The sequence below is a fragment of the Priestia sp. ABM2_011 genome, from assembly GCF_056158845.1.
Genome location: NZ_JBSWUB010000001.1, coordinates 3,681,213 through 3,700,833 on the forward strand (window position 1 = coordinate 3,681,213; position 19,621 = coordinate 3,700,833).

The following is a 19,621-nucleotide window of genomic DNA, read 5'->3' on the forward strand; positions in this document are numbered from 1 at the left end:
TATTGTTTTTAGAAGTATAGCTTTATATGACTCTGAAGAAATGGGGTAGACTAAAAAAGATAACCACTTATAAAAGCGATTATCTTCTGGCTGCTTGAAAGTATAAAAATGAATCTTATAATAAATATACGAATTTTTCTGCACTGTAAATGCGACAGTCATTGTGAATTAAGAAGCATGCAGCACCTTCTGCTCCTTTTTTCCTTTTTCTTTAATTAGTAAGACACCTAACAACCCCATCATTGAAAACAAAATGGGAATCATAAAAGCATAATGATAGCCCACGTGCAGCGAGCGTTCAGGGAATAAATCAAGGACATTTCCGAAAATACTAGGCAATAATACGGCGCTTAAAAAGCCTCCCATATTAGCAAAACCTGATACAACTCCTACTTCTTTTACTGAAAAAGATTGGCGTACTACGGCAAATGTCAAAGCGCTTGCGCCGTTTCCAAATCCGATGATAAAAAGTAAAATAACGACTAGCATGAATGAAGGTTTCACTCCCGTTAATAATAATCCTGTCCAGCTAAGCACCACAATAAGATGGACGAGTGAATAGATTTTTTTAATGGAGTTTAACCTGCTTGATATCCAGCTAATTAAAGGTCCGCCAATCATAGCGCCAAACAAACCATACATAATAAGCTGACTTGCATCAGCGCGAGATAAATGAAACACATTCATGCCATAAGGAACTCCCCAAGAGCCAATAAAACCTACATATGTACCTACTACACCAAAATGACAAAGAAATGTTGCCCATGCTTGACGAGTCGTCATTACCCTTTTTAGGATCGCCCATACGCTTTCTTGAGTCTTAACAGAGGCTTTATTTGCTTTAGCATCATCTACAAATAATCGTTTAGGTTTTACGACTAAAACGACATAAAGCAAATAAGATACCGCGATTAAAACTAGACCTATACTAAGAAAAGGAACTCTCCAGCCTGAAAGTGAAATCCACATAGATAAAGGTACAGTAGCTGATAATGAACCTACACTTCCTACCAGCCCAATTAAACCTAACAGCTTTACAAACTCATTTCCCTTGAACCACTGACTTAAAATTAACACTAAATTGACAAAAATCATGGAGTCTCCGGTACCGACTAGCAAACGAGAGAAAATTAACACATATTCGTTGGGAGATGTGCTGTAGATAAGGCTTCCTATTCCGGTTAAAAGCGATCCGATGATAAGAAATCGATTTGGACCGTACCGGTCAGAAAGTAAACCAACAGGAATCTGAAGGCCTGCATAGGCTAAAAATTGTATACTCGTCATCAATCCTATAACGGATGCTGAAACGTGAAAATCTTTCATTAACTGCTCGGTAATAAGTCCAGGGGCTGTTCGTTGACTGACAATCAAATAATACGCTAATAAAGCGGTTCCAAAAACCACCCATCTATAACTACTTTCCTGCTTGTTCATTTTGATAGATCCTCTCATGTATAATTTTTTCTGCGTAGAAATGCTGGTGGAAAACGTTTAAGAGATGAAGATATTGATAGAATGAAGGTCTGTTTGATAAATAGGTCGCTATTGCGGACAGCTCTTCTTTTTATCCTTGTTTTTCCTTTCTATTATAATTTTAAGTTTTTAAAGGTTATTTTTCAATGAGGTATGGACTTTTAAAATATATCCTTTACTATTTCCCTTTCACTATTAGGCATCCAAGTTAGAGTTCTTCTTGTCATTTTTGGTTATAAAGCAATTTAATAAGAACCCATAAAGAACCTATATCACCCGTGTTTTTTTCAAAAGACCTCTTTTTTCACAGCTTTTCAGCTGTTTAATAAGTTGGTATAAAACTTGCATGTTCATCTATGAACACTTACTAAAGGAGGAGAACTTTATGAAAAAAGTTAAACGCAAGAAAAGTATTAAAAAGCAGGTCATTACTGGTGCTGTTCTCGCAGCATCTCTTTTACTGCCCATTTCAGCTTCTGCTGCATCTGCACCTTATACACTTTATCAAGTCGGAAGTACTGCAGACAAAGCGACTAGTACAAGCTTTGGACAAGTCTATATGGGTGGAAGCATCGATGTAGATGAAGCGTTCAAATGGATGATTCAAAAGGCAAACGGCGGAGATTTCTTAGTTATAAGAGCGACGGGTACTGATGCCTATAACTCTTATATCTACGACCTAGCAAAAAGCATAGGTAAGCCTCTTAACTCTGTTAGCACAATTGTCGTCGATGATTTAATAAGAGCAGGTTCAGACTCTTCTTTAATAGATAAGATTAACAAAGCAGAAGGCATCTTTTTTGCTGGAGGCAATCAAGCTGATTATGTAGATTTTTTAGAAGGGTCTCCCGCTCTTACAGCATTAAATAATCGTATTAATCAAGGCATTCCTTTTGGAGGAACAAGTGCTGGTACTATGATTCAAGGGGATCACATTTACGACTCTATCTCAGCAGGCTCTACAACTTTAGATTCTAAAACAGCGCTAAACAATCCTTATAGTTCTCTTATTTCCTTTACAGATTATTTGATTCAAACACCTCATAACAACAACATTCAAACAGACACCCATTTTGAACAACGAGATAGAATGGGACGCTTTTTAACCTTTCTTGCACGTAATATTAAAGATGGAGAAGAAACTGGAACAAGCGCAAAAGGGATTGCTGTTAATGAACAGTCAGCACTGTTGGTAGAAAAAGATGGTTCAGCTAAGGTCGTAACACAGCCGGGCTCTACAAATGCAGCTGTTTATCTAGCTAAAACGAATATGGCTCCTACCACTTGTGCAAGCGGCCAGCCGCTGACGTTTAATAATATTTCTATCTATAAATTATTTAATGGCAGCACTTTTAATCTTTCCACTTGGACAGGTTCTGGAGGATTAGCTTATACTTTAAACGTAAACAGCGGTGTTATTACTTCTTCTACAGGAAAAGTTTACGGCGGAAATCAGCCGTAAACGGTAAATGAATAAGAAAAGGGAAGCTTGATCAGTAAAGTTTCCCTTCCTTACGCACATCAAGGATTGATTAAATGCTGTTTTGTTTTTAAATGATATAGATAATGCAGTCCTTTTTCTGTTATTTTCGTTCCGGCTCTGCCTCTGCGCTTTATAATATACTCTTTTTCTTCTAGTACATCCAAACGATTTCTCACCTGCTGTTCTGTAAGCGTAAAGCCTTTTAAATGCTGGGTGATCCACTTTCTGCTTGCTGCTTTTCCTGTATCATTACACTGTTTTATCGTTTCTAACAGGGCACGATTTTCTTGAAGTTCGATTAAGTCAACCGATTCATTTTCAACTTCATACAAAGAATGATCTTCTTTTTGACTACTAAGCCTATACTCTACGTCTTTTGCTTTCACTTCGTTGTCATCACAGACGGTAAGTAAATACTCAATGACACCTTTTAATTCTCTTATATTTCCTAACCATTCATGTTCGATAAGCAGCTTCATCGCTTCTGGATGGATGTGCGTCCACGTTTTCGATTTAGAGATAAAATGATGAATGAGTAAAGGAATATCGGTTCTTCTATATCTTAAAGGAGGAATCGTTAAAGATAATACATGTAAACGATAGTACAGATCTTCTCGAAACAAACCTTCTTTCATTTTATGTAGTAAATTGTTGTGAGTGGCTGCTATGATTCTTACATTAATCGGAATGACTCTTGTACCTCCTACCCGCCTAATTTCTTTTTCTTGAAGCACCCTTAAAAGCTGAGTTTGTAAACGCGGGCTGATATCACCAATTTCATCTAGAAAGATTGTACCTTTATCAGAGCTCTCAAACAGCCCTTTTTTGCCGCCTTTCTGCGCTCCTGTAAAGCTGGCTTCTTCGTACCCAAACAGCTCACTTTCTAGTAATGTATCGGTCATGGCACTGCAATTTACGGCAAGAAACGGTCCATTTTTACGTGTAGAATGATTGTGGATAGCCTGAGCAAACAGCTCTTTTCCTGTACCGGTTTCTCCTTGAATCAAAATAGGATACTCAGTGGCAGCCATTTTCCGGGAAATTTCAATCGTTTTAAGCAAAGCTGGGTGTTCTCCTATAATATCTTGATAGTTATACTTAGCAGAAAATCCGTTTTTTCTAAGTTCTGACTGCGCTTTTCCTTCTATTTCAACAGCTTGATTAACACTTTTAAACGTTGCTACAGTAGTATTGCTTTTCTCAATCATCGACTTATAGATAACCATTTCGTACCCATTTATGTTAAAGTACTGACTTTTCTCGTCGGACGATATAATAAACTCCACAAGGCCTTTGTTAGAAATTACGCTTTGAATCTCATGATCTATAGCATCGGAAGAAGCTAGCTGGAACAGTGATTCTAACCTTTTATTGAATAACGTAATTTTTCTATTAAAATCCACGGCAAGAATACCATCTTCTACTACGTTTACAATACTCTTTACATGAAGGTGAAGTTCTTTCATTTTCCCTTCTGCTTCTATTAGTTTTTTTTGCAGCACAATGATGTTTCGCAAATAGCGATCCCAAATAATTGAATGATTAGACTGATTAAAACCGAATGATTTTATAAGTTCAAAAATGGTCGCCATGTCAAAAAGTCTAACGCCTATATCAATTACATGTTTTACGTATGGGGGACACAAGTGAACCTCACCTGGAGAAACAGCAATTTCAACACCTTCGTAATAGGTCTTTTGCTTTTTAAAAGGGATAAACTGAACATGATTAATGCCTACTTGATAAAGAGATTCTATTAATTTAAGAGTTTCTTTATCGTCATCATTTACAATTAATACTTTTGTATGGGCAGGGATTTTCAGTAATTCATTTATATGCTTATGATGAATTGTTCTATTTCCTACAATTTCATGTGCATGCTGAACGTCTAATCTGTTCTTCATTTCATGATATATACTCTCTGATGAATAAAGAACAACATCTCCATCAATTTTTCTTGGTAATTCTTCATCAATCGCAAAGCATTCAATAAAAATATAATCGCCTAGCAACTCTTTTAATTGATTGTGTAAAATGATTCTAGTTTGCTTGCTTCCTGTTATTAAAACTAATTTCTTTTTCATCGTATGGACACCTTTCTACAGGCCTTTAACTTGACTTGCCTTCAGAGATTAGTCTTGGAATACTATACCTATCATTTTATACTTTGCTGTGCATTTCATCTAGCGGACGTTTGTCCCTTTTGTAAATAAAAATAAGTAGAAAAAAGCGCCTCCACTTTAATGGGTGGAGGCACGATATGCTAAAGTGCTAGATGTATTGAATTACTTTTTTCTCATTTAATGTCTACGTTTATTGGTTTGATATCTAAGGCTACTTTCACAATAGAGTAATCGTCTTTTTGACCGTCGGTATAAGCCCAATAGCCATTGCTTTCAGGGCTTTTTCTGAAGGTAAGCTCAAAACCTTTGCCTTGGTTAAACGCATAGCTCTTTATTTCTTTGCTCTGAGCGTTATCGATAAGATCGTAAGCTAAAAATTTTCTTAATACACCGTGCGGAGAGAAAAGACCCGTGTTTGACCCAACCTTTTCACTGTAGTATTCATTTTTTCTAGTAGATGTTTTAGCTGGGTTTATGACGATTTCTTTTGTTGTCATATTTACTTTATCGCCTGGAGTAATACAAGAGATAAGAATATTTTTGTAATAACTCGGAAATTTGTCATTTGCCTGTACTTTGGCTAAATCAACTAACGTAATACCGCCTCTTCCAACAACTTCTATTTGTTTTCCTAAATTGTTGACCACCATAGCTGTATCTTCATCGATTCCGTACGCAAGCTGATTTTTATTTCCTTTTTCGTACGCTGTTGCAATAAGACGTCCCAGTCTTGCTTTGTTGTCAAAATGCTGATCTACCAGACCGTATTGAAAAAAACCAAGGCCTTTTTCCAAATAAGCAGGACCGCCTTCTTGCTGAGTCATATCATCGTATGTGTCTGTAAATCCGTACGAAAGAGCTCCGTAGCTATCTCCGCCAGCGAGCATAGTATTACTCATAATCGCCGCTCCGGCACTCGTACCGCCAAGTACTGCCCCGTTTTTATACGTATGCCATATGGCTTGTAAAACTTTTGAGTCCGAACCATTTTCATTCCGCAACGAGCCCGTAATCAAGGTTTGATCTCCTCCTACAAACCAAATGCCTGTTAGCCCTTTAACTTTTTGCGCTAGTTTATCACTGTTCATATTTGTTTTCCAAGTCAACTCATCTTCAGAAGTTCCTTTAAAGTCGTGGTTTGAAATAGGTAAAATCTCTATATTTTCTGCCTTCACTCCGTATTTAACTAAATCACTTTTAAACTGATTAGAGGAGTCGAACTTAGTACTCGCTGCAGGAACAATCCCTATTTTGGCCTGCTTTCCTCCTGCAAGAGTAATAAACTTGCTATACACGCTTGAATTACTGCTTCCAAGCGCTCCTCCTGCAATTAAGAGGTTACCTTTAATCTCGTCGTATACAGGACTTTCAGGTGAAGAAAAAGTAGGTTTTTTATACGTTAAACTAGTTTTTTTATCCGGTTGAAATTTGACGGTTTTAGGTGTAATGTCCATTCTTACATTTACAATGGAATAATCATCTTTTTGTCCATCAGTATACCGCCAGTAGCCGTTTGTGTCATTATCCTTTTGGAAAGCAATTTCGTATCCAGACCCTTTACTGTCATAAACATAGCTGTTAGCAGATTTCATTGATTTATTATCAACGAAAGAATATGATAAATAAGCCTTTAATCTTCCATACGGTGTAAAAACACCCGTAGCAGGCAGTGCGTTAAAGGAATAATATTCAAACCCCTTTGTTTCTACTTTATCTTTTGGAAATTCAAATGACTTTAAATGAAAGTTAATTTTATCTCCAGGAGATAAGTAACTGACTTTTATGTTCTCTAAGCCTGAACGCACTTTTTGCTTAGATATAAGCTTAGCTTTGCTCATATCTAATACAGCTACTCCGCTTCTTCCAACGACTTCAACCTTTTGATCTTTATTGTTAACGACCATAGCAGTATCTTCGTCTACACCGTATGCAAAGTTTTTTTCTTTGTCACGTTCAGCATTATACGCAGCTACTGCCAGTCGTCCAAGTCGTGCTCGTTCATCCATATGCTGATCAATTATGCCGTGTTGGAAAAATCCCAGCCCTTTTTGAACTGATAGAGGCTCGTATTCTTTCTTATTGTGTTGGTTTTCGTTTACATGTTTATTTTCCTTGTTTCCTATACTTTCTTTTAAAGCTCCTAGACTGTCTCCTCCTGTAATCATGACGTCACTCATAATTGCAGCTCCTGCACTTGTACCTCCGATAACTGCTCCCTTACGATATATATCCCAGATAGCTTTTAACGCTTCAGAATCGTTTCCATTATTTTCACGAAGGGAATCCACAATTTTTGTTTGGTCTCCTCCAACAAACCAAACTGCCGTTAGTCCTTTAATCGTACGGGATAACTTATTGTCGTTCAGTTGATTCTTCCAAGTCGATTCATCTTTTTGTGTGTCAGAAAAATCGTGATTGGAAACGGGAAGAATTTGAATAGAATCTGAGTTTACTCCGTATTTCACGAGGTCTTCCTTAAACTTTTCAGAAGACTGCAGCGTTGTGCTAGCAGCTGGAATAATCCCTACTTTGGCTTTTTCTTTTCCCCCAGCAAGCAAGAGAAATTTTTCATATATATCGTGATTGGATGTTCCTACACCTCCGCCGGCAATAACAAGGCTGCCTTTAATGCCTTCAGTATTTTCTTGTGCTTTTGCAAGCAGGGGTGTACTCAACGAAGAAAGTAATGTAAAGCTGATGAGACATGAAACCAGTTTCTTTTTCATTTGAAAGATCCTTTCCACGCAAATTTTAATACCCTTCTCTAATTAGCTCGTATCCTTTCCGCGATACTTTCGATAAATGATATCTAAAACCTGTTATTCAAACGTTCCTTTCACAACAGGGACACCGTCTTTTACCATTACTTTACCTTGAGCAAAAACCGTTTTAATTGTTAGCGTCTCTTTGTCTAAAAGGACTAAATCTGCATCTTTTCCGGGTTGAATATGCCCTTTATTGGACAGTTTTAATACTTTGGCAGGATTAGAAGTAATGACTTGAAGAGCTGTTTCTAACGGTACTGATTCCTCTAATACTGCATCGCGTACTTCTTGAAATAAAGAAGACACTTTTCCAACTTGAAGACCTTTATAATCTCCGTTATCATCAAAAAACGGCAGGCTCGCGTTTCCATCGGATGAAAACGTAATGCTGTCAATCGCCACTTTCTCTTCCAGCATGATGCGTAACCCTTTGCTGCACTTAACTTCGCCTTCTTCTAAAAAGTGAGGGATCGTGCTAGTCGTAAAATCTACATATCCGCCTCGCTTTGCAAATTGAATTCCTTCTTTAAACAGTTCTTCATTTCTATTAATATGTGTAGGGTGAAACTGACGAATTGGCAGGTCTGTTTTATCTGCGATTTGATTCAATAAAGATAATTTTCGTTCTCCGTCTCCTACGTGAATCTCTAATATTCCGGCTTTCCCTGATAAAATCCCTCCATTGCGGGCAGCGGAAGCCACCTTCACCAGTTCTTCAAATGTCGGTTCAGAAGAACGGTGGTCGGAAATGGCAATTTCACCTACTCCGATAATTTTATCAATTAAAATAAGATCTTCTTCAATGCTATTAGTTAACGTTTTTACCGGTATTTGATAGGAACCTGTGTGAATGAAGCAGCTGATCCCTTCTTCTTCTAACCCTCTTGCTTTGGCCAGAAGGTTTTCCATTCTTCTTGTTGTACCGTCTGTTCCAAGTACACCTACAATAGTTGTAACACCGGCAGTCGTTGCATCGGTTAACATTAGTTCAGGAGTGCGTGTTTTATATCCACCTTCTCCTCCTCCGCCAATAATATGAACATGTGAGTCAATGAAGCCTGGAGCTATAATGTGATTAGCGGCATCTACAACATCAATAGGAATGGACGTATTTACATGATCAATACAATCTTTTATAAGGATGATTTTGCTGTCTGCAAGCAATATATCTTTTTTTCCTAAGTGCTGTGGTGCATATACTTCTGCGTTTTTGATTAAGGTTAACAACTTCTATTCCTCCTAGTAAGCTCAACTTACAAATTACATTTTTCTATCTCTTAAAATGGCCCGTAATTGATAAAATAAGCAATCACAACGGCTATTAGACCAATCACATATTGAATAAGGACTAACGGCAACACCCATTTTGCCCACTTTGTCCATGAAATTCCCGCAATTGCTAAGCCAGCCATTAATGTTCCAGCCGTCGGGAAAATAATGTTTCCGATGCCGTCTGCAAAAGAAAAAGATAATACTGCCGTTTGTCGCGTAATATCAAGCAAATCTGCAAGAGGCGTCATGATTGGCATCGTCAGCATCGCATGACCCGTTCCAGATGCTAAAATAAGATGAATCAGCGCTTGGAAGTTGTAGATTCCGATGACGCTTAAATATCCCGGAATATGTTGAATCGCTCCAGATACTTGATGAAGCATAGGGTCTACAATATGACCTTCATTTAAAACAACAAGAACTGCGCGAGAAACTCCGATAACAAGCGCTCCTCCAACCAGTGCTGCTGCCCCGTTTGTAAACGACTTAACCGTATTTTCAACAGAGAGTCTTCCAATAATCCCAATCACAACTGTCAAAATCACAAACAGAGAGGCAATTTCAGTAATGTACCACTTATACTTAATAACGCCAAAAGCAAGAATTACATAGTTAACAAGAAATGCTGCCATAATCCATTTATGCTTTCTAGTTAACTTCGCATCAGAATTTAAAAGTTTATGTGCATTAGTTATGCTGTATTTTCCGTATGTTCCTATAGAAGGACTTCTTTTCACTTTCATCGCATATCGGTAGACAAACCATACTGAAACAGCATAAACAACTACGAATAAGATGAGACGAAAGCCCATTCCAGAAAACATAGGAAGCTCTGCTACTCCTTGTGCAACACCTACTGTAAATGGATTCATAACGGCCGTAGTAAAACCCGCCGATGCGCCAATTAAAACAATAGCAGTCCCTGTTAATGCATCGAATCCAAGAGCAAGTGCCAGCGGAATTAAAAGAGGAATATAAGCTAGCGTTTCTTCCGCCATCCCCATTAAAGAACCGCCTACCGCAAAAAATAGCATCATAACAGGAATTAATAATTTTTCTCTAGTAGCAAGCTTTTTAGCCATCGTTGTAATCAATACATCTACTGTCCCCGTAGCGCTTAGTACACCAAAGAAACCGCCGATAATTAATACAAAAAAGATAATGTCGGCTCCTTCTACCATTCCTGTATGTATCGCTTTGACCATATCAAAGAATCCAACAGGTGTAGAACCAATCCATTTAAACGACTGAGGATCTACCGTTGTTCGTCCGTCTACTTCTACACGTGCGTATTCTCCGGCTGGCAAGATATACGTTAAAATAGTAGCAATCACAAGAAAGCCTAACAATAAAGCAAAAACGTTTATTTTTCTCTCTTTTTTCCGTACCTTATTTAATGAACTCATTTCCTTTTGCGGTTCACTCATTCTTCTTCTCCCCTTCATTGTGAAATAGTAACTTTAAACAGACATCTCGTTCTTTAAAAGCAGCTTCCTTATCTGCAGCTACACATTGCTCCTTTCTCTTGTGTTCTTCACATATAGTACAAGCAATTTTCGTGCCAACGTATAACCGTTTAATTTTCTGAATTATGATATAATTAAAATGTGTTTTAGGTGTTAATTGGGTGTTTTTTAAAATTTAATAACGCCAATTAAGAAGCTAGTTGATAGAAAATCTGGAGCATGAAACCATTAGCTAGTTCTTTTTTTAAAAAGCAGCAAAACGAAAGATAAAAGAATTTAATCTATAGACATAAAAAAATACTACACTCAAATGGCTAGCTGAAAAACATGCGGATTACAAACTTACAAAAGTGGCTGCTACAGTAGAACACGCACTTTATCAAACGCTTCAAGATGAAGTGAAAACGAAAGATTTAGGCGGACATGCCTCTACATTGGAGTTTACAGAAGCTATTTTAGAGAAAATAAAATCCACGCAAAATTAACAGCAATTTATCCATTCTATAGAGGTGATCATAATGAAAAAAAGAAAGATTATTATGGACTGTGATCCAGGTCATGATGATGCTATTGCTATTATTTTAGCTGCCGCACGACCGGAATTAGATATTTTAGCGATCACAACTGTTTCGGGAAACGCAGAAATTGAAAAAACGACAGTGAACGCTTTGAAAGTGTGTGATTTAGTATTTTTACATAACGTGGTTGTCTCAAAAGGAGCAAGTGAACCATTGATTCGCACGCGTGAAAACGCTCCTAGCATACATGGTGATTCAGGGTTAGACGGCCCTGAGTTCCCTCCTCTGTCTCGCAGCTGGAGTGAAGAACACGGAGTAGATACTATTATACGAATGGTAAAAGAGTCAGAAGATCCCGTTACACTTTTACCTACAGGCCCTTTAACAAACATTGCCTTAGCTTTAATGAAAGCTCCAGAAATGAAAGAAGACATTGAAGAGATTATCCTTATGGGCGGTGGAACCTTCGGGAACTGGACACCAACGGCTGAGTTTAATATTTGGGCAGATCCAGAAGCGGCTAAAAAAGTGTTCGATAGCGGCATCCCACTCGTAGTAATGGGGTTAGATATTACGCATCAAGCCGTTGCAACAGATGACGTTATTAACCAAGTCATGAACATCGATAATAACGTAGCAAAAAAGGTCGGGGAATTATTAGCATTTTTTAAATCTGCCTATAAAGAAACCTTTGGATTTAATGGCCCTCCTGTTCACGATGTATTGACCGTTGCTTACTGTGTAGCTCCAGAACTATTTACGCTAAAAGAAGTTAATATTGTAGTAGAAACACGCGGAGAATACACGGCTGGAACAACTTCAGTTGATTTGCTTGGAGTCACAGGGAGGAAACCCAATGCTAAATTCGGTTTAACTCTTGATGTAGACGGATTTTGGAATTTAATGATTGAGGCTCTTAAAACATATTCAGCTTCGTAATGTTCATCTAGAAGATAAATTTTATAGAGGCAGCACCAGAACGTCGAGTTCACAACTTGCTGGTGCTGTCTTACGTTTATTCATACTATCTAGCTGTTTTTTTCGCTTTTTGATTGAGCATTAAAGTAATGATTGAAGCAACAATCACACCTGTAATCAAGCAGTTGGATATATCTTTATAAATTACTCCCATTACTGTCCCGCCTATAACACCTACACTAATGAGTAAAATCCGTTCTCTTTGGTTCATAATTTATCCCTCCATCTTTTTTAACAAAATATTTAATTTATGAAGAGCAAACTGCAGGTCTATTTGCTCTTCTTCATTTAATTTGGAGATATTTGTATTGAAATTACTATAAATCCCTCTCCATTTTTCTTCTTGAATATTTTTTCCTTTAGACGTTAATGAGACTAAAACTGCACGCTTATCTCGCGGATCAGGCATTTTGATTAAATATCCTTCATTTTCTAATTCACTGATAACATTCGTTAACTGTTGTTTGGCAATATTTAATCCATTACTAATTTCCTTAATATTCAAATCTCTTTTTTTCATATACATGAATTCAACTACGTGATTTTGTAAATGTGTTAATTTCACTTCATTCTTGTTTAAGTTCTTGAAGTTTTCAAATAAAACCGGTATTAAAGCGATATATTCCTTAGCCAGTTTTTCCTCCATAAGATACTCACCTTCTTTAGTAAATATATTATTACTAATTTTAAATAAAAACAATATAAATAGTTTATTTTAGTAAAAATATATTTACTAAAATCCATACACACTTCTAAAGTTATGTTATCTCGCTCTAAAAAAAAGTTTATTAATCCTATGTAAGCAGCTATTTAACGATAAAAAAAGCAAGGAAGTATACTCCCTTACTTTCTGTTTACAACTCCCGTTAAAAAATTCAAAAATACATGTACGCCTGCTTTTACAGTTATTTCTCTTACATCACGCAGCGGATCTAGACAAACGATATCCATTGCTTGAACAAGCGGATGACTCCCAGCCGTGTATACCGCTTCAAACAATTCCTCCGTTCTCATTCCCCCTGTGGTTCCTGCTGGAACTCCAGGTGCGTAAGCAATATCTAACACGTCCATATCAACGGTTAAATAGATCATGTCTACTTCTTTGCTCAGCTGTTTTAGTACTTCTTTCACCGTATGAGTTACTCCCGCTTTTCTTGCTTGCAGTAGCGTTACATAATGAACGCCTTTGCTATCCGCATATTCCTTTAACGATTTTGAGTTGTAAAACCCGTGAAGCCCAATATTCCATACATGAGTTGCATCAATTGTGTTGCTTTCAATTAAATTTCGTATGGGTGTTCCGTTAGAAGGGCCATTGTCTTCTAAGCTTCGTAAGTCAAAGTGCGTATCAAACTGTAAAATTCCTATTTTCTGTTCGGGATGTGACTCTTTCCATCCTTTTACTAACATAGCTGTAATGGAGTGGTCTCCTCCGAGCATAACAGGCAGCGCATGCGGATGACATTTCCGCATAGACATCATCGCTTCTTTTATATACTGATGAGACTTCTCTATATCTGTTACGTGCTGTTTGACGTCACCTAAATCCAACACTGACAAGGAAGTCAAATCCGTATCATACTCAATATGATACGGATTAAAGGATTTCCAGAGTTTCCTCATGGCCATTGGCGTCTCACTGGCTCCAGAAGCGCTAATGGAGGATCTTGAAAGAGGCACGCCCAAAACCGTAATATCTATCGATGTAAAGTCGACTTTGCACCCATCTTCAACTGTCTGAATCCAATCACTTACTTTTGGGTCAGAAGTACTTTGACGCTGCCAGCAAAAAGGGGGTCGATCAAGCTGTGGGTACGGATAGTTCATGTAAAACACCGCCTTCAACCACAACTTTCCCATCTTTTAATACCGTGTCTACAAGATTTACGGCATAGTTATACTGCAGCGTTTGGTAATTGGGCGCATCAAATAGCACTAAATCGGCTTTTTTACCTACTTCAATACTTCCGATTTGATCCCCTTTGCCAATGGCATGAGCCGCGTTGATCGTACAGGCTGTTAAAACTTCTGCTGGCGTCATTTTCATCGTTAAACAAGCTAAATTCATAATAAACGGCAGCGATTCCGTAGGAGAAGACCCTGGGTTTCGATCTGTAGACAAAGCAACCGGTACCCCTGCTTCGATCATTTTTCTAGCACGCGCCGGCTCTTCCATTAAAAAGAATGCAGTACCCGGCAATAGAACGGCTATAACTCCGCTTTCAGCCATTTGCTTAATTCCTTGATCCGATGCTTTTAATAAATGATCCGCAGACACAGCTCCCACTTTAGCCGCTAATTCTGCCCCGCCAAAAGACACAATTTCATCGGCGTGGATTTTAGGTTTTAGTCCGTATGCTTTTCCAGCTTGTAAAATACGCTCTGACTGTTCAACTGTAAACACGCCGTCTTCACAAAATACATCACAAAACTCCGCTAGCTCTTCTTTTGCAACAATTGGTATCATTTCTTCAATAACGTGTTGAACAAACGCATCTTCATTCCCTTTGTACTCAACCGGCACCGCATGAGCTCCCATAAAGGTTGAAACAACATCTACTGGATGCTGTTCATTCAGTTTCTTCGCTACTTTTAATTGTTTGATTTCATCTTTAAGATTTAAACCGTACCCGCTTTTGGCTTCGACAGTTGTAACTCCGTACTGCAGAAATTTATTTAAACGTTTTGTAGATTGCTTGATTAGCTCCTCTTCTGTTGCTTGTCGTGTACTAACGGTTGTTTGTAAAATTCCTCCTCCCGCTTTTAAAATATCAATATACTTTGCCCCGTTTAAGCGCATTTCTAATTCTTTTTCACGACTGCCTCCAAACACAAGGTGAGTGTGGGGATCAATTAACCCAGGCGTTACGATTTTTCCTTCGGCATCAATTATATTAATAGGTTCATGGATATGCTCAAGGTATTCCTGCGCTTTGACGTCAGGTCCAACAAATACAATTCTTCCATTTTTCACGAGTACGCTGCCATTTTCAATGATTCCTAGAGCTGACATTTCTTCCTCTCGTCTAGGCTGACTTCCGCCTTTAACCGTAATGACTTGTTCAGCGCATTTGATATACGTAATAGTCATACGTATCCCTCCTTTTTTATTCATGTAACGCAGGAATTTGTATCCCTTTTTCTTTTGCAGTTTGAATGGCCTTATCATAGCCGGCGTCTACATGACGAACAACACCCATGCCAGGGTCTGTTGTTAAAACACGTTCTAGACGTTTGGCGGCATCTTCCGTCCCGTCTGCTACTACAACCATTCCAGCGTGCAGAGAATACCCCATACCTACTCCTCCTCCGTGGTGAACGGATACCCAGCTTGCGCCTGCTGCCGTATTGACTAATGCATTTAAAATAGGCCAGTCTGCTACTGCATCACTGCCATCTTTCATTGCTTCAGTTTCACGATTTGGCGAAGCCACAGAACCGGCATCTAGATGATCTCTGCCAATAACGATAGGCGCTGACAGCTCTCCGTTTGCTACCATGTCATTAATAATTTTTCCAAAGCGCGCTCTTTCTCCGTAGCCTAGCCAGCAAATACGAGCCGGCAATCCTTGAAACTCAATTTTTTCTCTCGCCATTTTAATCCAGTTGCAAAGATGCGTATTATCCGAAAACTCGCGTAAAATGACTTCATCTGTTTTATAAATATCTTCTGGGTTTCCTGACAAAGCGACCCACCTGAACGGTCCTTTTCCTTCACAGAACTGCGGACGGATATACGCTGGGACAAATCCCGGGAAATCAAATGCATTCGTGACACCTTCATCGAGCGCCACTTGGCGAATATTATTGCCATAGTCAAAAGCAACCGCGCCTTTTTTTTGCATCTCTAACATGGCTTGAACGTGAATAGCCATACTTGCTTTTGATTGTTTTATATATTCATTTGGATTTGTATTCCGCAATTTTTCTCCTTCTGCTAAGCTGACTCCAATCGGCAAATATCCGTTAAGCGGATCATGTGCCGATGTTTGATCTGTCACAATATCTGGGATAAATCCTCGCTTTATCATTTCAGGCAGAATCTCGGCTGCATTTCCAACTAATCCAATGGACAGCGCTTTGCCCAATCTTTTTGCATCTTCAGCTAACGTGATTGCATCAGCTACACTTTCGACTACCGTATCGCAATACTTTGTTTCGATACGTTTTTCAATACGCGTGCGATCAACATCAATTCCAATGACAACGCCGCCTGCCATCGTAACGGCTAACGGTTGTGCACCTCCCATTCCTCCTAATCCAGCTGTTAACGTAATCGTTCCTTTCAAAGTTCCGTTAAAATGCTGGTTGGCACACTCAGCAAATGTTTCATACGTTCCTTGAACAATGCCTTGGCTTCCGATATAAATCCAGCTTCCTGCAGTCATTTGCCCGTACATCATTAACCCTTTTTTATCGAGCTCATGGAACGTCTCCCAATTCGCAAAAGCAGGAACAAGATTTGAATTTGCTAATAAAACACGCGGCGCATCACTGTGCGTTTTAAAAACCGCAACCGGCTTGCCGGACTGTATGAGAAGCGTTTCATCTTCTTCTAATTCTTTTAACGTATCTACAATACGATCGAACGCCTCCCAGTTACGGGCTGCTTTTCCGATCCCTCCGTATACGACTAACTTTTCCGGATGCTCTGCTACTTCGGAATCTAAATTGTTTAGAAGCATGCGAAGAGCGGCTTCTTGTACCCAGCCTTTTGTCGTTAGTTCTGTTCCACGAGGTGCTTTTATTCCACTTTGTTTTGTCTCCATTTCGTTTTCCTCCTCTATAAAAATGAAAAACTGTTAAACTAACTTTTTATTACAGTGCTAGTTCATAATTCGTATCTTGCACAAAAGTTTTGAAATCAGCTGCTAACGCCTCAATATCACGTGAGAAAATTCGATCTTTCATAATGGTTGGTACGGTTTTTCTAATTCTTGAATAAATTTTTCTTGTTTCTGAAGCAAGTTTATCCACTCCTTGAATATCGGCTGCTTGAGCCGCACAAATTGCTTCGATTGATAGAACTCTTCTTGTATTTTGGATAATTTGATAAGCATGACGTGCAGCAGTCGTTCCCATGCTGACATGGTCTTCTTGATTCGCTGAAGATGGGATAGAATCAACACTTGATGGATGCGCTAATACTTTATTTTCGGAAACTAATGAAGCCGCAGCGTATTGAGTAATCATGAGCCCGGACTCTAGACCTGGATCTGCACTTAAAAATGCGGGCAGCCCGCTAAGCTGAGGGTTTACTATTCGTTCAATGCGCCGTTCAGAAATATTCCCAAGCTCCGCCATTGCAATTCCTAGAAAATCCATAGCAAACGCAATGGGCTGCCCGTGAAAATTCCCTCCAGAAATTACTTTGCCGCTGTCAGCAAAGATGAGCGGGTTATCAGTTGCTGAATTAATCTCAATTAACAGCTTTTCTTTTACATAATTTAAAACTTGATAAATAGCACCATGAACTTGAGGAATGCAGCGCAGTGAATAAGCATCTTGCACTCTTATTTGACCTTGAGAAGTAGTTAATTGACTGCCTTCTAAGTACGAAAGAATTCGGGCAGCTACCTGCTGTTGTTCCGGGTAAGGTCTTACTGCATGTGACTCAGGCATGAATGCTTCTACAATACCTTGCAGACCTTCTAATGTCAGTGCTGCAATTCCGTCAGCAAGATCAGCGAGCTTTTGAGCTTCAAGGTACGAAACTACTCCTACAGCCGTCATTGCCTGAGTGCCGTTGATCAAAGCTAGCCCTTCTTTTGCCTGTAATTGTATAGGTTCAAGCCCTGCTAGCTTTAAAGCATCTTCTCCTTGCATTCGCTGACCATTATATACAGCTTCTCCTTCTCCAACTAGCAGCAGCGCTAGATGTGATAACGGGGCTAAGTCACCGCTAGCTCCAAGCGAACCTTGACTCGGGATAACCGGTACTACGTTTTGGTTTAAGCAATCGATAAGAAGCTGCAAGGTTTCCAGTCGTATTCCGGAATACCCTTTAGCTAATGCGTTCGCTCGTAAAAGCAGCATGACTCTGCTTACTTCTAACGAAAATGGCTCTCCTAGTCCGCAGGCATGACTGCGAATCAGGTTAATCTGCAGATCAGCTAAGTCTGTTTTTGAAATAACCGTATCACTAAACTTTCCAAATCCCGTATTCACTCCGTAAATTACGTTGTTGTTCGTAATGCTCTCTTCAACTAACGTTCTGCTTTTTTGTATATGTTCAACTGCGTGATCGCTAATTTTCACGGAGTATCCTTGGTAAATAACTTTGTAAATTTGGTCGAACGTCAGTGAATTTCCATCAATTTGAATAAACATCATACCCGCTCCCTTGTTAAACTGTAGACTGCCTTTTCTTTTTGAACACAAAAAGGGGCTATATCAAAGAGGAAACAAGCTCCTTTTGATATAGCCCCCTATAAACTAACCTACTTACACTATGGGCTTTTATTAATAATCAGTATTTCACTTATACATACAATCGCTGAATGACTAAATCACTATACACTTTAAGCTGTACAACTTAAAGCAACTAGGGTACCTACACTAAGTATTACGCTGAATTAATCATTTGTCAATTATTATTTAAGAAAATTTTAAATAATCTGAAATAAAATCGTTATTTCTTATAGCAGCGATGATTCACGGCTGCACAATTTTATTTTTTAAACGTTATCGGACGTTCATGTCGCTTGGGTGCGGACCTTTGCGGCGGTTGCTGTTTAATCCATTAATCTCTGCCATATCATCAGCAGTAAGTTCAAAATCAAACACGTTAAAGTTTTCTTCTATTCTAGACGGTGTAACTGACTTAGGAATGACAATTGTGTTGTTCTGTAAGTGCCAGCGCAATACAACTTGAGCCGGAGTTTTGCTATGTACTTCAGCAATTTTTTGAATAACCTCGTCTTGTAACACTTCTCCTCCTTGATCAAGAGGGCTCCATGCTTCCACGAAAATATTATGTTTGGCGCAAAACTCTTTTAATTCATTTTGAGCAAGATACGGATGGCACTCAATTTGGTTTAAAACAGGCGTTACGTCACATTCATTTAACAAGCGCTCCAAATGCTCAATTTCAAAGTTGCAGACGCCAATTGCTTTTACTTTGCCATCGTGATAAAGCTTTTCTAATGCTTTATACGTCTCCACATACTCATCATATTGAGGAGTAGGCCAGTGAATCAAATATAAATCCACATAATCAAGTCCTAATCGTTCTAGGCTTTCATCAAACGCACGTAGTGCATTTTCATAGCCTTGGTCGCTGTTCCAAACTTTTGTTGTAATAAACAGCTCTTCCCGAGGAACAGAAGATTCTTTAATCGCTTGACCTACTCCTTCTTCATTTTTATAAATCATAGCTGTGTCGATAGAGGTATATCCAACTTCAATTGCTTTTGACACTGCAGCTGCTGCTTTGTTATCTTCTACTTGCCATACGCCAAATCCAAGCTGAGGCATTTTTAAGCCGTTGTTTAATGTGACAATATTCATTTTACATGTCTCCTTTTTTGTTAAAAAGTTC

General features: G+C 38.7%; 15 protein-coding genes. 3 read left to right on the forward strand and 12 right to left on the reverse strand.

All coding sequences use genetic code 11. From position 1 onward, the window contains the following. Positions 1-168: 168 nt before the first annotated feature. Positions 169-1,437: an MFS transporter gene (locus tag ACXAE4_RS19690; RefSeq protein ID WP_028413914.1), complete on the reverse strand. Its 1,269-nt coding sequence runs from the start codon at positions 1,435-1,437 to the stop codon at positions 169-171. Between the two features lie 424 nt (positions 1,438-1,861). Between ACXAE4_RS19690 and ACXAE4_RS19695 the strand changes: the two genes are divergently transcribed. Then, the gene (locus ACXAE4_RS19695; protein ID WP_028413915.1) at positions 1,862-2,938 is read left to right on the forward strand and encodes a cyanophycinase; all 1,077 of its coding nucleotides are present in this window, start codon (positions 1,862-1,864) and stop codon (positions 2,936-2,938) included. A gap of 59 nt (positions 2,939-2,997) precedes the next feature. Here the strand turns inward: ACXAE4_RS19695 and ACXAE4_RS19700 are convergent, their stop codons facing one another. From ACXAE4_RS19700 to ACXAE4_RS19715, 4 genes are all read right to left on the reverse strand, one after another. Then, positions 2,998-5,043: a sigma 54-interacting transcriptional regulator gene (locus ACXAE4_RS19700; RefSeq protein WP_154989184.1), complete on the reverse strand. Its 2,046-nt coding sequence runs from the start codon at positions 5,041-5,043 to the stop codon at positions 2,998-3,000. Positions 5,044-5,255: 212 nt separating this feature from the next. Next, complete coding sequence (locus tag ACXAE4_RS19705) at positions 5,256-7,808, reverse strand: cyanophycinase (RefSeq protein ID WP_154989186.1); 2,553 nt, start codon at positions 7,806-7,808, stop codon at positions 5,256-5,258. A 93-nt stretch (positions 7,809-7,901) separates the two neighbouring features. After that, complete coding sequence (gene iadA, locus ACXAE4_RS19710) at positions 7,902-9,074, reverse strand: beta-aspartyl-peptidase (RefSeq protein ID WP_028413918.1); 1,173 nt, start codon at positions 9,072-9,074, stop codon at positions 7,902-7,904. A 50-nt stretch (positions 9,075-9,124) separates the two neighbouring features. Continuing rightward, on the reverse strand, positions 9,125-10,546 hold the full coding sequence (locus tag ACXAE4_RS19715) for a YfcC family protein (RefSeq protein WP_028413919.1): 1,422 nt from the start codon (positions 10,544-10,546) through the stop codon (positions 9,125-9,127). 389 nt (positions 10,547-10,935) lie between these two features. Here ACXAE4_RS19715 and ACXAE4_RS19720 point away from each other — a divergent pair, with 389 nt between their 5' ends. After that, entirely contained in the window at positions 10,936-11,070 is a 135-nt protein-coding gene (locus tag ACXAE4_RS19720) for a hypothetical protein (RefSeq protein ID WP_255219827.1), read from the forward strand. 33 nt (positions 11,071-11,103) lie between these two features. Next, positions 11,104-12,042, forward strand: a complete 939-nt coding sequence (locus ACXAE4_RS19725; protein WP_028413920.1) for a nucleoside hydrolase — start codon at positions 11,104-11,106, stop codon at positions 12,040-12,042. A gap of 85 nt (positions 12,043-12,127) precedes the next feature. On the opposite strand, the gene ACXAE4_RS19730 is transcribed toward ACXAE4_RS19725, so the two are convergent. The 7 genes from ACXAE4_RS19730 to ACXAE4_RS19760 all read right to left on the reverse strand — a co-directional run bounded on the left by ACXAE4_RS19730 (position 12,128) and on the right by ACXAE4_RS19760 (position 19,590). After that, a complete protein-coding gene (locus ACXAE4_RS19730) occupies positions 12,128-12,292 on the reverse strand; it encodes a hypothetical protein (RefSeq protein WP_167387313.1) in 165 nt (54 codons plus the stop codon). A gap of 3 nt (positions 12,293-12,295) precedes the next feature. Continuing rightward, the gene (locus ACXAE4_RS19735; RefSeq protein ID WP_033578526.1) at positions 12,296-12,727 is read right to left on the reverse strand and encodes a MarR family winged helix-turn-helix transcriptional regulator; all 432 of its coding nucleotides are present in this window, start codon (positions 12,725-12,727) and stop codon (positions 12,296-12,298) included. A gap of 197 nt (positions 12,728-12,924) precedes the next feature. Further along, a complete protein-coding gene (gene hutG / locus ACXAE4_RS19740; protein WP_033578525.1) occupies positions 12,925-13,908 on the reverse strand; it encodes a formimidoylglutamase in 984 nt (327 codons plus the stop codon). Continuing rightward, entirely contained in the window at positions 13,883-15,172 is a 1,290-nt protein-coding gene (hutI, locus tag ACXAE4_RS19745) for an imidazolonepropionase (protein ID WP_154989188.1), read from the reverse strand. Before hutI ends, hutG begins: the two co-directional genes overlap by 26 nt. 16 nt (positions 15,173-15,188) lie before the next feature. Continuing rightward, complete coding sequence (hutU, locus tag ACXAE4_RS19750) at positions 15,189-16,850, reverse strand: urocanate hydratase (RefSeq protein WP_099330789.1); 1,662 nt, start codon at positions 16,848-16,850, stop codon at positions 15,189-15,191. 49 nt (positions 16,851-16,899) lie between these two features. Further along, positions 16,900-18,411, reverse strand: coding sequence for a histidine ammonia-lyase (gene hutH, locus ACXAE4_RS19755; RefSeq protein WP_028413924.1), 1,512 nt, complete (start codon positions 18,409-18,411; stop codon positions 16,900-16,902). 354 nt (positions 18,412-18,765) lie between these two features. After that, entirely contained in the window at positions 18,766-19,590 is an 825-nt protein-coding gene (locus ACXAE4_RS19760) for an aldo/keto reductase (protein WP_028413925.1), read from the reverse strand. Positions 19,591-19,621: the final 31 nt, after the last annotated feature.

Coding starts and splice junctions, on each gene's coding strand:
- ACXAE4_RS19690 (WP_028413914.1), bottom strand. CDS start 1,437: ATGAACAAGCAGGAAAGTAGTTATAGATGGGTGGTTTTTGGAACCGCT.
- ACXAE4_RS19695 (WP_028413915.1), top strand. CDS start 1,862: ATGAAAAAAGTTAAACGCAAGAAAAGTATTAAAAAGCAGGTCATTACT.
- ACXAE4_RS19700 (WP_154989184.1), bottom strand. CDS start 5,043: ATGAAAAAGAAATTAGTTTTAATAACAGGAAGCAAGCAAACTAGAATC.
- ACXAE4_RS19705 (WP_154989186.1), bottom strand. CDS start 7,808: ATGAAAAAGAAACTGGTTTCATGTCTCATCAGCTTTACATTACTTTCT.
- ACXAE4_RS19715 (WP_028413919.1), bottom strand. CDS start 10,546: ATGAGTGAACCGCAAAAGGAAATGAGTTCATTAAATAAGGTACGGAAA.
- ACXAE4_RS19725 (WP_028413920.1), top strand. CDS start 11,104: ATGAAAAAAAGAAAGATTATTATGGACTGTGATCCAGGTCATGATGAT.
- ACXAE4_RS19730 (WP_167387313.1), bottom strand. CDS start 12,292: ATGAACCAAAGAGAACGGATTTTACTCATTAGTGTAGGTGTTATAGGC.
- ACXAE4_RS19735 (WP_033578526.1), bottom strand. CDS start 12,727: ATGGAGGAAAAACTGGCTAAGGAATATATCGCTTTAATACCGGTTTTA.
- hutG (WP_033578525.1), bottom strand. CDS start 13,908: ATGAACTATCCGTACCCACAGCTTGATCGACCCCCTTTTTGCTGGCAG.
- hutI (WP_154989188.1), bottom strand. CDS start 15,172: ATGACTATTACGTATATCAAATGCGCTGAACAAGTCATTACGGTTAAA.
- hutU (WP_099330789.1), bottom strand. CDS start 16,850: ATGGAGACAAAACAAAGTGGAATAAAAGCACCTCGTGGAACAGAACTA.
- hutH (WP_028413924.1), bottom strand. CDS start 18,411: ATGTTTATTCAAATTGATGGAAATTCACTGACGTTCGACCAAATTTAC.
- ACXAE4_RS19760 (WP_028413925.1), bottom strand. CDS start 19,590: ATGAATATTGTCACATTAAACAACGGCTTAAAAATGCCTCAGCTTGGA.